The sequence below is a fragment of the Alterotamlana spongicola genome (assembly GCF_035818475.1).
Classification (GTDB): domain Bacteria; phylum Bacteroidota; class Bacteroidia; order Flavobacteriales; family Flavobacteriaceae; genus Cognatitamlana.
Genome location: NZ_JAYMGV010000001.1, coordinates 1337944 through 1351174 on the forward strand (window position 1 = coordinate 1337944; position 13231 = coordinate 1351174).

The following is a 13231-nucleotide window of genomic DNA, read 5'->3' on the forward strand; positions in this document are numbered from 1 at the left end:
GCTTCTAAATAGAGGACAAATATACAATATAAGTCAGGGATTATCACATAACCTAACATTATATTAATATATGGTTTTATAGTTTTTTGTTATTGATTATTAAAAGGCTGATTATTGACAAATTATCAATAAAAGTGAACTGATATTTGTGTTCTTTTTTTATAAATGGTTCTTAAAAAGCAGGTTTCAAAAATGAAACGTAGTAAAAACAAAATTAGCTTCTTATTTTTGCAGCATGATAGAAGATAAAAATCAACAGAGAACACAGTTAAGTGATTTAGGTGAATTTGGATTAATTGATCATCTTACCAAAAATTTTAAAATCAAACAATCGTCAACAATTAAAGGTATTGGTGATGATGCGGCGGTTTTAAATTTTGCTAATAAAAAAGTTGTTGTAACTACAGACTTGCTTGTTGAAGGCGTGCATTTTGACTTAAGTTATGTGCCTTTAAAGCATTTAGGTTACAAAGCTGTAATTGTTAATTTATCTGATGTGTTTGCCATGAATGCCAGAGCCACTCAAATTACGGTCTCTATTGCTGTGTCAAACCGATTTCCGTTAGAAGCGTTAGAAGATTTATATGCCGGAATTGAAACCGCTTCAAGTCTATACAATGTGGATGTAATTGGAGGCGACACAACGTCATCTACAACAGGGTTGTTGATTTCGGTTACTGCCATAGGCGAAGTAGATAAGGATGATGAGGTTTATAGAAGCGGAGCTAAACCTAACGACTTGCTTGTTGTAAGCGGAGATTTGGGAGCAGCATATATGGGACTGCAGGTCTTAGAGCGGGAAAAGGAAGTTTATAAGGTGAACCCTAACAATCAACCAGATTTGGAGCCTTATACCTATATAGTTGAAAGACAGTTAAAGCCCGAAGCCAGAAAAGATATTGTGACCTTGCTGTCCGATTTAAAAGTTAAGCCTTCTTCTATGATTGATGTTAGTGACGGTCTGTCTTCAGAGATTATGCATTTATGTAAGCAAAGTGAGGTAGGATGTGATTTGTATGAAGAAAAAATACCTTTGGACCCCCAGGTTATTGCAACGTGTGAAGAGTTTAATGTTGATAGCACAACAGTAGCCTTAAATGGTGGTGAAGATTATGAACTGTTATTCACAATTTCGCAAGATGATTTTCCAAAAATAAAAGGAAATCCTAATTTAACCGTAATAGGTTATATGAAAGAAGCAAATGCAGGTATGCATTTAGTTACTCGTGCTGATACACAAATTCCAATAAAAGCGCAAGGTTGGAAGAGTTTTAATGACTAAAAAAAAGTAAGTTAGGATTGACAGGTTGCTTTTTTACCTTAACACTGCACTTTCTGTAATGTATACGCTCTAAAACGTCGTTAATTTCTTTGAATTTTGGAGTTAGGCTTATTAGTGTGCCATTACCACTTGTAGTTAATTCTTTTTTGCAGTTTTTACAGGTATACTCTTTAACATGATAGGTAACATTTCTTGTTACTATAAAGTCATGCCCAAACACCTTGCAATGGATGTTTTTCATTTTGCCATATATCTTAATTAGTTACTAACTTAGTAGAGAGGCCTTTAAAATATAAAAAAGAATAAAAATATTGTTGATAAGTGGTTAGCAAATCGACGAACTGAATGTTTTCTTCTTTAAACGTTCAATTCTTGAGGTGTAAATACGTTCTAAAATAGCATTGATTTCTTTGAACTTTGGAGTTAGTTCAATAAGTTGCCCATTACTATTTGTGGTTAATTCTTTTTTACAATGTTTACAGGTATACTCTTTAACATGATAGGTAACTTTTTTACTTACTTCATAATCATGACCAAAAAGATTGCAATACACTTTTGGGATTAAAGCGGGTTTATTGGTAGTTTTTCTCATACTCTTTAAGATTTGGGAATTCTAAAATTATGAAAATTATATAAATAAATCGCTAAAAAGTTAATTATTTTCGATGAAATACATTATTACTTGTAGTAATTCTCCTCTATTTTCTATAAAGCTCATGTGTCCATCAGGAAATTCAACAACTTTTACCTTTGTGTTTTTGGTTTGTTCTATTAAGTTTTGGTAATCAAGTACCGGATCTTTTTTACCTAAAATCATCATTTTTTTGAAAGGAGTAAAATGCAATAAGGCCTCACGGTCTTCTCTGATTTTCATGCCTTCCAGTGCTGCAATAATACCTTGTAAGGGGGTTTGCTGGGCAGTTTTGATGAGTTGTTTGATTTGGTCTTTAAATAAGGTTCTGTTTTTTGGTCTAAATAAGTTGTTTATAGCAATTCTTATGAATGCCTTATGATTTTGTTTTACAGCTATAATAGCACGGTCCCTGTTTTTTCTTTTTTCGGGTGAATCGGCACTGGCAGTAGAATTTACTAAACATAGGCCCTTTAAGGCGTCCGGATTTTTTTCAGCCAAAGCCAGTGCAACATAGCCTCCCATGGAGTGACCAATAACGGTAAAGCGTCTAATTCGTAAATGTTTTATAACAGCCTGAACAACGTCGGCCATAAGCTCTATAGTGTGGATATAGCCTAAACAATCCGTATTACCATGACCTAACAGGTCTATGCAAATAACTCTGTTTTTTTTTGACAATATAGGAATAAAAGTATCCCAAATGGTAGAACTTTCTATAAACCCGTGAAGAAAAACTATGGTGTTTCCTTTCCCTGAATCTGTATAAAAAATATTGGCACCTTTATACGTAATATTCATGCTAATCATATATCTTGTACAAAGATAAAACCATACTATGAATAAAACCAAGGAAACCTTTGTATTTGGTTTTGCTTTATTTGCCGGTTTTTTTGGAGCTGGAAATTTAATTTTGCCTCCTTTGTTGGGTTTTAATTCCGGACCGGATTGGTGGATGGTGGCTTTGGGATTTGTAATTTCAGCAGGAGTAATTCCTTTGTTAGCCATTTATGCACATGCTAATTTGCAGGGTACTATGTTTGATTTTGGATTAAAAGTATCTAAGTGGTTTAGTATGGTGTTTTGCTTTTTTATGTATGTCATAACCATAGCATTACCTTGCCCCAGAACTGCAGCTGTTGCGCATGAAATAGCTATAGCCCCGTTTTTTGGTACAAGCTCATTACTTACCAGTATAGTCTATTTTATTTTGGCTTTTTTATTTGTGGTAAACAGAAATCAGGTGTTGGGGTTTATAGGCAAGTATTTAACGCCAATTATTGTCTTAATCCTGCTGACCATAATTGTTATAGGTCTTATAAACCCAGTTGCACAAATGAATCCTTCAAAATTTGAGATGCCTGTAATTAGTGGGTTACTTGAGGGGTATCAAACTTATGATGCTATGGCTGGTATGATTATGGGAGGTGTGGTACTGGTTTCTATTAATAATTCTAATTATGAGATGTCTTACCAGGAGAAGAAGCATATGATAATTAAATCCGGATTGATTGCCATTTTTGGGCTATTCATTATTTATACCGGACTAATTGCAACGGGAGCTTCATATAATACGCAATTTAGAGAAAATATTTCAAGAACAGAACTTCTTGCCGGCCTTGCTTCCATAACTTTGGGAGGTCCCGGTTCTGCCTTTTTAAGCATTTTAGTAGCCCTGGCTTGTTTTACAACTGCAGTGGCTATTATAGTGAGTATTGCAGATTTTTTTAAAGCCTATTTTAATGCGTCCCAAAAGGCTTATGTGGTTACTGCAATTGTGTGCTGTGTTGTTGGGGTTGTTGTTGGGCAAATGAATGTAAAGTATATTATTAATATAGCTTTGCCTGTTTTAATGTTTATTTACCCTTTGTGTATAGTGCTCATTTTTTTAAATAGTATTCCCAAGCGGTTTGCATCAAAAATGGTATTTAGATGGGTGGTTTTTGTAGCTTTTGTTTTTAGCATTCCGGACTTTTTAGGGTTTATAGTAGTTAATAAAAACCTGGATGCTCTCAAAACTGTTATCCCGCTAGCACATCAAAATTTGGGTTGGGTATTACCCGCTATATTTACTTTTTTAATGGTTAATAGCTATAAAGTTTTTGTAAATAGAATTAAGCCTTTACTCTTTTAATAGCAGCAAAAGCTTTGTCTACATAGTCGTCTTCAACTAAGATGGTAAACTCATTTGTAGTGGATATGACTTCATATAGTACAATACCTTCCCAGGCTAGGCGCTTAAAGAAATGGTAATATAATCCGGCAATTTTAGAATTGTCTTGAGGTAAATTAATACTTATGGCTGACAAGCCATCCTGTATAGCCAGAAAACTTTCATGTTGTAACTGGGTTTTAATAAAATCACTTAAACTACTGGATATTATAATGTTGCTTTCATGAATCCCTCTGGTAAAGGTGTAAAATAGTTTAGATTCTAAGTTTATGCGTTCCAGGATTTTGGCATGATTATCTATAAGCGTATCAGAGTTTCTTACTGTAAAATCGGTTAAGTTTGAGCGTACGGTTATATCTCCTAAATTTTGAATAGCTCTTTTCATTTTAACCGAATTGGATAAAGTGGTTGGTGGACTATACCTTCGTAATGCCATCATAATGGCACCTGGTTTTACGTCCTTTTTGAGCATTTTACTAATCGGTTCGGTCAATTCAACAGCAAGTGCGCTAAAATTTATAATATTTCTTGATAGCGCTTCCTCAAGATATGGCTGTGTTATTAAAATATCTTCAACGCAATTAGATACTGTTTTCATGAGCTAAGCAATTTTTAATGTTAACTATTTAACATTATGTGCAAAAATAAACTTTTTTTTTAATAAATAATAATTGTTTTCCGTTTGTGTTATAATTTTGCCGTTCAAATAAATGAAAATGAAAGTATTAAAGTTTGGAGGCACCTCTGTAGGCTCTGTTGAAAACATGAGTAATGTTAAAACTATTATTAATGATGGTAAAAAGAAAATAGTTGTACTTTCAGCAATGTCAGGGACCACAAATCATTTGGTAGCAATTGCTCAAGATGTTAAAAATGGTTATGCTAATGAAGCGGTTGATAAAATTAATAGACTTCATGAAACTTATTTTGTGACTATTGATAATCTTTTGCAAAATGAGCCATTAAATAATTTGGTTAAAACCTATGTGTCAGGAATTTTCAATTTTTTAGTAGAATGTACATATAAAAGCCATTCAGAGTCTTTGGAGAATCAAATTGTAGCTCAGGGCGAATTGCTGTCTACTTTTATGTTTAATAGTTTTTTAAATCAGGAAGGTATAAAATCAGCGCTTTTACCTGCGTTGGATTTTATGAAGATTGATGAATTCAAGGAGCCGGATATTGATTATATAAGGAAAAACTTAAAAACGGTTTTAGAACATACTGAAGATTCAGATATTTATATTACCCAGGGATTTATTTGTTTAGATAATTTTGGAGAGATTTCAAACTTACAACGTGGAGGTAGTGACTACACTGCAACAATTATAGGTGCGGCATTAAAAGCAGAAGAGGTTCAAATATGGACCGATATTGATGGGATGCACAACAATGATCCGCGTCATGTTGATAATACCAATCCTATTTCAAATTTATCGTTTGATGAAGCGGCAGAGTTAGCCTATTTTGGAGCTAAGATTTTACACCCCCAAACTGTTACGCCTGTTAGGTTAGATAATATACCTGTTAGACTTAAAAACACTATGGATCCTGAAGCTCATGGAACATTGATTTCCAGCAAGACTTCAGCAGACGGTATAAAAGCTATAGCGGCTAAAGATGGTATAACTGCAATAAAAATTAAGTCGGCAAGAATGCTTCAGGCCCACGGGTTTTTGAAAAAGGTTTTTGAGATTTTTGAAATGTATCAAACGTCTATTGATATGATTACAACTTCAGAGGTAGCCGTGTCATTAACTATTGATGACGATAGAAACCTGGATAAGATACTTCCGGAATTAGAAAAAATAGCATTGATTGAGGTTGATAAAAACCAAAGTATAGTTTGTTTGGTAGGCCATTCTATTGTTGACCATCAGGATACTTATAAATTATTCCAAATATTACAAGATGTAAAAATTAGAATGATTTCTTATGGAGGGAGCAAGAATAATATTTCTCTGTTAATTGACTCAAAAGATAAAATCAATACGCTGCAAAAACTAAACGATTATTTATTTGAATTAGTCACTCTATAAATTACAATATTTTAGATTTGTCAGCAAAAAGGAGCGTTAATTAACGCTCCTTTGTCTTTTATTATGAATTCATAATATCCTCAATTTCGTCAGCTTCAATCGGAATGTTTTTCATAAGGTTAAACGGTGCACTCGATTCCTGGATCACCACATCATCTTCTAACCTGATTCCAAAACCTTCATCCGGTATGTAAATTCCCGGTTCAACAGTAAACACCATGTTGGCCTGCATAGGCTCGGTCAAAATACCATAATCGTGAGTATCTAAACCCATATGATGAGAGGTTCCGTGCATAAAATACTTTTTATATGCCGGCCATTCCGGGTTTTCATTCTGTACATCAGCTTTATCCAGTAACCCTAATCCCATAAGCTCACCAGTCATAATCTTTCCAACTTCAACATGATATTCAGCCCAATCCGTTCCGGGAGTTAGCATGTTTGTAGCTTGATTTTTAACCCTGTTAACGGCATTGTAAACCGCTTTTTGTCTATCTGTAAACCTGCCAGAAACAGGAACGCTTCGGGTCATGTCACTGGAATAATTAGCATATTCAGCACCAATGTCCATTAAAATAAGTTCACCGGCGTTACATTGTTGGTTATTTTCTATATAGTGTAGAACATTAGCATTGTTTCCTGAGGCTACAATGGGGGTATATGCAAATTTCTTAGAGCGGTTTCGTAAAAACTCATGCATAAATTCTGCTTCAATTTCATATTCCCAAACACCGGGTTTTATAAAATTCAGAATTCTGCGGAACCCTTTTTCGGTGATATCACATGCTTTTTGTATTAAATCAATTTCAATGTCTTCTTTTACAGAACGTAGCCTTTGTAATATAGGGTTGCTTTTTGCTACATTGTGGGCCGGATATCTGTCTTTAATCCATTTTGTAAACCGGTCTTCACGGGTTTGGGTTTCAACATTAGACCTGTAATGCTCGTTTGTATTAATGTAAATGGTATTGCATTGTGTCATGATCTCAAACATAACTTTTTCCATATCCTGTAACCAATACACAGTTTTTATACCGCTGGTTTCAAAAGCTTTTTCTTTGGTTAGTTTATCACCTTCCCAAATGGCAATGTGTTCATTGGTTTCTTTCAGAAATAAAATTTCTCTGTGCTTTTCTTTGGGGCAGTCCGGAAATAATACCAAAACACTTTCTTCCTGATCAACACCACTCAGATAAAAAATATCTCTGTGTTGTTCAAATGGCATGGTGCTATCTGCGCTAATAGGATAAATGTCATTGGAGTTAAAAACAGCCAAACTATTGGGTTGCATTTGCGCTGTAAATTTCTTTCTGTTTTTTATAAAGAGCTTATTATCAATTGGTAAGTATTTCATGTTATAAATGCGTTAAGTTTGATAAATGTAATGAAACTAAACAAATCTTCGCCAATAATTCGTTATATTTGATACTCTCTCATTGTAAATCTAAAACGCTCATGATGAAAAAACTATCCATTAAAAGTGTGAGATTAACTATTCTCTTTTTTGTTGTTGCTTTTGTCTATGCTAATTCTCAGGTCTTACTTAAAGAAGTGCCTTTAAAAGATCAAATAGATAATTCAAAACTGGTTATTGAAGGTAAGGTAGTCTCAAAACAATCGTTTTGGGATGTGGGCAGAAAAAATATCTACACGGTAAATACGATTAATGTTTTTAAGGTATTCAAAGGGAAACCCGTTCACACCATAGAGATTGTGACCCTAGGGGGGACTGTAGGTTCGGAAGCCTTAATTGTATCTCCCAGTTTAAAACTGCGTGAAGGGGATATAGGTGTGTTTACGTTGACTGGTAATAGAAGGGTTTTGGAAGCTACGGCTAAATCAAGCAATACCATGTACAAACCTTATGCGTCATTGCAGAGCTTTTTTAAATATAGCCTTTATAACGGCGAGGTTATTAATTCCTTTAATAAGAAGCGAAAAAATAAAACGTCATTTTATGAAGAGATTATGAGACATACTAAATCTGATTTTCTTCAAATATCTGCAATTGATAACGACTCAAATTCAACTAAAAAGGGGCTGGTTGCGCCAAGTAATATTACGTTTGATTTGGCGTCGGCAACAGCTGGTACCAAAACAGTGTTGACCATTAATGGTGACGATTTTGGAGGAACCCAAGGTAAGGTAGGCTTTAGTAACGCAGACGATGGAGGGTTTACTTCTGTCTTTGCTTTAGATTCACAGGTTACCGAATGGACAGGTACTCAAATTAAGGTTGAAATTCCAAGTGAGGCGGGTACAGGACCAATACTGGTTCAAAACTCTTCTGAGGAAAATGGGTTTTCAGCCAGTAGTTTAACAATTACCTATGCACAAATTAATGCTATTTTTGACCCGGATTTTGAACCAGACAACGATCCCAATAACGACCCCGATCCAAATGGGCCATTGGGCTTATATGCTTATCCTACTAGACATATTAATGATCAGGGAGGAGGGTATGTATGGGAGATGCAAACTGACTTCTTTAATGATACCAACTCCAATGATGCGTTTACAGCCTCTTTAGATAAATGGAGATGCGAAACCAAGGTTAATTGGGTTATAAGTTCTACACCAACTGCTGTTGATGTAGCAGAGTCTGATGGTGTAAATGTAGTGCGGTATGATAACGAAGGTGTGGATGATTTAGACCCTGGTGTTCTTGGGGTTTGTTATAGCAGGATTAATGGTTGTGGTAGTATAGGGAATGTGAATAGCTGGAATGCCCATGTGTTTGAATTAGATATTGTTTTTGATAGTGGAACTGAATGGTATTTTGGTTCAGGACCTATTGGTATTCCTGATTTTAGCAAATATGATTTTGAAAGCGTAGCTCTTCATGAATTAGGGCATGGTCATCAATTAGGTCACGTTATTGATCCTACGGTTGATGGGGATAACTTAGATGATGTAATGCATTATGCACTTTCAAATGCCGAGATACAACGAGTGCTTTCAACGGGAAATAAAAATGCTGCAAACAATGTGCACTCCAGAAGCACAAGTGTTATGGCTTGTAGTCAGGCTGTTATGACAGATTCAACAATATGTAATTTAAGCCTTGAAGACCTGGATTTAGAAGATGCCATTAGTATTTTTCCTAACCCGGCAAGGGGGGAGTTTTTTATAGGAAATGCTTCAACAATTAATCTTACAAGAGCCAGTATTTATGATGTAGGCGGCCGATTGATTTCTGAATATAATCTTTCTGGTGGTTCAAATATCAAAACTATTAATCTGGAGTCTGCAGCTAAAGGGGTTTACTTTGTGAAAATACAGTCTGAAAACGGTTCAATTACAAGGAAAATCGTACAGAAATAAAATACAATCTAAGTAATAATACTTAGTTAATTATAACCATTCTAAATAGCAAAAACATGACATTTGTTATTTGCCTATCATATATTCCTAAGCTACCTTTGTGCAAATCTTAAAATAACTTTAAAATAATGAGCGGATTTTTTAAATCTTCAATAGGAAGAAAAGTAGCTATGGCACTTTCTGCATTTTTCCTCATGTTTTTCTTAATAATTCATTTAGCAGTTAATATCACATCTCTTTTTAGTGAGGCTATGTTTAATGAATTATCTCATTTTATGGGAACAAATCCTTTAGTTCAATTTGCGTTGCAACCTGTTTTAATTTTTGGTGTTGTATTCCATTTTGTTATGGGGTTTGTTTTAGAACTAAAAAATAAGAAAGCCATTGGGGTTAAATATGCACAAAACAATGGTGCTGCTAATTCATCATGGATGAGTAGAAACATGATTTATAGTGGCCTGGTAATTTTGGCTTTTATCGTACTCCACTTCATTGATTTTTGGATTCCGGAGCTAAATACAAAATATGTGTTAGGGGATATGTCCGGAATGCATGATGGTAGTTATAGATACTTCCATGAAATGGTAGAAAAATTTCATAGCCCTTTAAGAGTAGGTGCCTATGTTATTTCATTCATTCTTCTTGGCTTGCATTTAGCTCATGGGTTTACATCAGCTTTCCAATCTATGGGATCTACAGCAGGTCGTAAAAAAACATTACAAAATATAGGAAAAGCCTATTCAATCATAATTCCTTTAGGGTTTATTATCATTGCAATTTTCCATCATTTTAATCACCATTAATCTTACATAAAAATGGCTTTAGATTCAAAAGTACCAAAAGGTCCAATTAAAGATAAATGGACTGATTATAAAAATAAAATCAATCTTGTTAATCCGGCCAATAAACGTCATATAGATGTTATAGTTGTAGGTACAGGATTGGCAGGAGGCTCGGCTGCTGCTACATTGGCAGAGTTAGGGTATAATGTAAAAGCATTCGCTTATCAGGATTCTCCACGTCGCGCACATTCAATTGCAGCTCAGGGAGGGATTAATGCTGCTAAAAATTATCAGGGAGACGGAGATTCTACTTATAGGTTATTTTATGATACCGTAAAAGGAGGGGATTACCGCTCTCGTGAAGCTAATGTATACCGTTTAGCTGAGGTGTCAGCAAATATTATTGACCAGTGTGTAGCACAAGGGGTTCCCTTTGCTCGTGATTATGGCGGGTTGCTAGACAATCGTTCGTTTGGTGGTGTATTAGTATCAAGGACATTTTATGCAAAAGGCCAAACAGGGCAACAATTATTATTAGGAGCGTATTCAGCTATGAATCGTCAAATTGCCCGTGGTAAGATTGAAATGTTCAATCGTCATGAAATGCTGGATGTTGTAAAAATTGACGGCAAAGCCAGAGGTATCATTGCAAGAAATTTAATTACCGGAGAGATTGAGCGTCATTCAGCTCACGCCGTGGTGATTGCTACAGGAGGATATGGAAATGTATATTTCTTATCAACCAATGCCATGGGATCTAATGTGACTGCGGCATGGAAAATTCATAAAAAAGGAGCCTATTTTGCAAACCCTTGTTTTACGCAAATTCACCCCACGTGTATTCCGCGTTCAGGAGATTATCAGTCTAAATTAACCCTGATGTCAGAATCTTTACGTAATGATGGTAGGATTTGGGTGCCAGCAAAAATTGAAGATGCTAAAGCTATTCAACAAGGTAAATTAAAACCTACCGAAATAGCTGAAGAAGATAGAGATTATTACCTGGAAAGACGTTACCCAGCATTTGGTAACCTGGTACCACGTGATGTGGCGTCAAGAGCTGCAAAGGAACGTTGTGATGCCGGTTATGGTGTAAATGCCACCGGTGAAGCTGTATATTTAGATTTTGCTGCAGCTATTGAACGTTATGGTAAAGAGCAGGCAAAGATTCAAAATATAGCAAATCCATCTGCAGATAAAATATATGAATTAGGACAAGCCATTGTTGAAGCTAAATACGGAAACTTATTCCAGATGTATGAGAAGATTGTAGATGAGAATCCATACAAAACACCAATGATGATCTATCCTGCTACTCATTATACTATGGGTGGTGTTTGGGTTGATTACAACTTAATGACAACGGTTCCTGGTTTATATTGTATAGGTGAAGCTAACTTCTCTGACCATGGTGCTAACAGGCTAGGAGCTTCTGCATTGATGCAGGGATTAGCTGATGGATATTTTGTGTTACCTTATACTATTGGTGATTATTTGTCTGATGATATTAGAACAGGAAAAATTCCAACAGATACTCCGGAGTTTGAGGCTGTTGAAAAAGAAGTTAAGGATAGAATTGATTTCTTTATTAATAATAACGGAACCAAATCAGTAGATTATTTCCACAAAAAACTTGGAAAAGTGATGTGGGATAAGGTAGGAATGTCACGAAACGAAAAAGGTTTAACCGAAGCTATGGCTGAAATTAAGGCTATTCGTGAAGAGTTCTGGAAAGAAGTTAAAGTTCCTGGAAGTGCTAATGAGATGAATCCTGAATTAGAAAAAGCAGGCAGAGTAGCCGACTTTTTAGAATTAGGAGAGCTATTTGCTAAAGATGCCTTGGTAAGAGCAGAATCTTGTGGAGGTCACTTTAGAGAGGAGTCTGTGGAATTAGATGGAGAGCAAAAGGGAGAAGCAAAGCGTAATGATAAAGACTTTGCCTTTGTTTCAGCTTGGGAATATAAAGGAGAACCTGCAGATGCAGTATTACATAAAGAAGAATTAGAATTTAAAGATATTGAACTAAAACAACGTTCATACAAATAAGATTGGCATTATGAATTTAACACTTAAAATTTGGAGACAAAAAGACTCAAATGCAAAGGGTCAAATGGTCGATTATAAAGTTAATGATATTTCAGAGCACATGTCTTTTCTTGAAATGATGGATGTTTTGAATGAACAATTGGTAAACTCAGGAGAAGAACCTGTAGCATTTGACCATGATTGTCGTGAAGGTATTTGCGGCATGTGCTCATTGTATATAAATGGTGAAGCTCATGGGCCAGATAGAGGTATTACAACCTGTCAGTTACATATGCGTATGTTTAATGATGGCGATACCATTACCATTGAACCATGGCGAGCGGCTGCTTTTCCGGTAATTAAAGATTTGGTTGTTGACAGGACGTCTTTTGAGCGTATTCAACAAGCGGGAGGATATATCTCTGTAAATACTTCTGGAAACACACAAGATGCCAATGCTATTCCTATATCAAAACATGCAGCAGATGAAGCTATGGATGCAGCAACCTGTATTGGTTGTGGAGCTTGTGTAGCAACGTGTAAAAACTCCTCAGCAATGTTGTTTGTTGGCGCTAAAGTATCTCAATATGCATTATTGCCACAAGGTCAGGTTGAAGCAGCAGATCGTGTTAAAAATATGGTAGCTCAAATGGATCTTGAAGGTTTTGGTAACTGTACCAATACCGGAGCTTGTGAAGTAGAATGTCCTAAAGGTATTTCGTTGGATAATATTGCCAGAATGAATAGAGAGCTTATGAAAGCAACGCTTAAGTAGGAACGTAGTAATTAAACTATATTTTGACCCATATCATGTATTTGATATGGGTTTTTTATTTATTAATGTTTTTAAAAGTGATTTTCCGGGTAAAATCAAAATGGATTATGGTGTTCAAATGATTCTATACGGGTTGTGTTTTCGTTTCAATAGTTGAAATTCTAATTAAGTTTGTAAATTGTCTTGATTAAAAAGAGAAA

The 13231-nt window shown here is 35.2% G+C and carries 12 protein-coding genes; 7 read left to right on the plus strand and 5 right to left on the minus strand.

The annotated features are described in order from the left end of the window. Nucleotides 1–235 precede the first annotated feature (235 nt). Nucleotides 236–1282 carry a thiamine-phosphate kinase gene (thiL, locus tag VOI54_RS05845; protein ID WP_326281785.1) on the plus strand — a complete coding sequence of 349 codons (1047 nt, stop codon included), beginning with the start codon at nucleotides 236–238 and terminating at the stop codon, nucleotides 1280–1282. Here thiL and VOI54_RS05850 read toward each other — a convergent pair. The 3 genes from VOI54_RS05850 to VOI54_RS05860 all read right to left on the minus strand — a co-directional run bounded on the left by VOI54_RS05850 (nucleotide 1272) and on the right by VOI54_RS05860 (nucleotide 2714). Next, nucleotides 1272–1523, minus strand: coding sequence for a DUF1660 family phage protein (locus tag VOI54_RS05850; protein ID WP_326281786.1), 252 nt, complete (start codon nucleotides 1521–1523; stop codon nucleotides 1272–1274). The genes thiL and VOI54_RS05850 overlap by 11 nt on opposite strands. Nucleotides 1524–1607: 84 nt before the next feature. Beyond that, nucleotides 1608–1874 (minus strand): DUF1660 family phage protein, encoded by a 267-nt coding sequence (locus VOI54_RS05855; RefSeq protein WP_326281787.1) that lies wholly within the window; start codon nucleotides 1872–1874, stop codon nucleotides 1608–1610. A 60-nt stretch (nucleotides 1875–1934) separates the two neighbouring features. After that, entirely contained in the window at nucleotides 1935–2714 is a 780-nt protein-coding gene (locus tag VOI54_RS05860) for an alpha/beta fold hydrolase (RefSeq protein WP_326281788.1), read from the minus strand. 37 nt (nucleotides 2715–2751) lie between these two features. On the opposite strand from VOI54_RS05860, the gene brnQ reads away from it, so the two are divergent. Then, entirely contained in the window at nucleotides 2752–4047 is a 1296-nt protein-coding gene (gene brnQ, locus VOI54_RS05865; protein WP_326281789.1) for a branched-chain amino acid transport system II carrier protein, read from the plus strand. On the opposite strand, the gene VOI54_RS05870 is transcribed toward brnQ, so the two are convergent. Then, entirely contained in the window at nucleotides 4028–4684 is a 657-nt protein-coding gene (locus VOI54_RS05870) for a hypothetical protein (RefSeq protein ID WP_326281790.1), read from the minus strand. The genes brnQ and VOI54_RS05870 overlap by 20 nt on opposite strands. Before the next feature lie 118 nt (nucleotides 4685–4802). Here VOI54_RS05870 and VOI54_RS05875 point away from each other — a divergent pair, with 118 nt between their 5' ends. Further along, on the plus strand, nucleotides 4803–6125 hold the full coding sequence (locus VOI54_RS05875; RefSeq protein ID WP_326281791.1) for an aspartate kinase: 1323 nt from the start codon (nucleotides 4803–4805) through the stop codon (nucleotides 6123–6125). A 61-nt stretch (nucleotides 6126–6186) separates the two neighbouring features. Here VOI54_RS05875 and VOI54_RS05880 read toward each other — a convergent pair whose 3' ends face one another. Next, on the minus strand, nucleotides 6187–7479 hold the full coding sequence (locus VOI54_RS05880) for an aminopeptidase P N-terminal domain-containing protein (protein WP_326281792.1): 1293 nt from the start codon (nucleotides 7477–7479) through the stop codon (nucleotides 6187–6189). 101 nt (nucleotides 7480–7580) lie between these two features. Here VOI54_RS05880 and VOI54_RS05885 point away from each other — a divergent pair, with 101 nt between their 5' ends. The 4 genes from VOI54_RS05885 (at nucleotide 7581) to VOI54_RS05900 (ending at nucleotide 13031) form a co-directional block, all read left to right on the plus strand. After that, nucleotides 7581–9449, plus strand: a complete 1869-nt coding sequence (locus VOI54_RS05885) for a T9SS type A sorting domain-containing protein (protein ID WP_326281793.1) — start codon at nucleotides 7581–7583, stop codon at nucleotides 9447–9449. A gap of 128 nt (nucleotides 9450–9577) precedes the next feature. Then, nucleotides 9578–10252 (plus strand): succinate dehydrogenase cytochrome b subunit, encoded by a 675-nt coding sequence (locus VOI54_RS05890; protein WP_326281794.1) that lies wholly within the window; start codon nucleotides 9578–9580, stop codon nucleotides 10250–10252. A 12-nt stretch (nucleotides 10253–10264) separates the two neighbouring features. Then, complete coding sequence (locus VOI54_RS05895) at nucleotides 10265–12277, plus strand: fumarate reductase/succinate dehydrogenase flavoprotein subunit (RefSeq protein WP_326281795.1); 2013 nt, start codon at nucleotides 10265–10267, stop codon at nucleotides 12275–12277. Between the two features lie 10 nt (nucleotides 12278–12287). Further along, a complete protein-coding gene (locus VOI54_RS05900; RefSeq protein ID WP_326281796.1) occupies nucleotides 12288–13031 on the plus strand; it encodes a succinate dehydrogenase/fumarate reductase iron-sulfur subunit in 744 nt (247 codons plus the stop codon). Nucleotides 13032–13231: the final 200 nt, after the last annotated feature.